This window comes from Bradyrhizobium sp. LVM 105, from assembly GCF_003957705.1.
Lineage (GTDB): Bacteria > Pseudomonadota > Alphaproteobacteria > Rhizobiales > Xanthobacteraceae > Bradyrhizobium > Bradyrhizobium frederickii.
Genome location: NZ_QZMV01000094.1, coordinates 1 through 1,091, shown reverse-complemented (window position 1 = coordinate 1,091; position 1,091 = coordinate 1). Strand labels below are relative to the sequence as shown.

Genomic DNA, 1,091 nt, shown 5'->3' with positions numbered 1-1,091 from the left:
CAAGACGCTGCTGGGCGGTGGCAAGCATGCGTCCCGCAAGCTCAAGCGGGCCCAGATTTTGCTGGCTGCCGATGCCGGGGCCAGCGACGAAGAGATCGCCAGGAGCGTTGGTGTGGGCGGCTCGACAGTGTACCGGACCAAGCGACGCTTCGTGGAGGGCAATCTGGAGCGGGCGCTGAGCGAAGAGCCACGCCCCGGAGCGGAGCGCAAACTCTCGGGCAAGGAAGAAGCTCTACTGGTGGCGACCGCCTGTGCCGGTCCGCCCAAGGGCCGCGCCCGCTGGACGCTCAAGCTGCTGGCAGGTGCGATGGTCAAGCTCACCGAGCACAAGAGCCTGTCTCGCGAGACGGTTCGGCGGCGTCTGGCCGAAAATGGTCTCAAACCCTGGCGCAAAGACATGTGGTGCATTCCGCTGGTCGACGGCGAATACGTCGCCCGCATGGAAGACGTGCTCGATCTCTACGCCGAGGCGCCCGACCCCGAGCACCCGGTGGTGTGCTTCGATGAAAGCCCGGTGCAGCTCATCGGCGAGGCACGTCAGCCGATCCCCGCCGAGCCCGGCCGGCTCGAACGTTACGATTACGAGTATCGGCGCAATGGCACCGTCAACCTCTTCGTCCTGCTCGACGTGCATCGCCCCTGGCGCAAGGTCAAAGTCACCGAGCACCGTGCGGCAGAAGACTACGCCCGATGCATGCGCGAACTCGTCGACGTCCATTATCCCGACGCCGAGACCATCCGGGTCGTCCAAAACAATCTATCGACCCACTCCGCCGGCGCCTGTATCAGGCGTTCCCGCCTGCCGAAGCCAGACGGATACTGCGCCGGCTTGAGTTCCACTACACCCCCAAGCACGCAAGCTGGCTCAACATGGTCGAGATCGAAATCGGCGTCTTGCGGGGACAGTGCCTCGATCGCAGGATCGACGACCCCAAGCGACTGCGCCGCGAAATCGCCGCCTGGGAACGGCAGAGGAATGCCGCACGCTCCCGCATCAAATGGATGTTCAACACGGACACGGCCCGAGCCAAAATGGGCCGCGCCTATCCCAACTCTTCCAAAGAGTCATAATCACTGTGCAGGGCTACTAG

1 pseudogene is annotated in these 1,091 nt (G+C 64.0%); it reads left to right on the top strand.

Features of this window, described 5'->3' with window-relative positions:
• Positions 1 to 1,071: pseudogene (locus D6B98_RS39615) on the top strand (IS630 family transposase); the annotation flags it as partial.
• Positions 1,072 to 1,091: the final 20 nt, after the last annotated feature.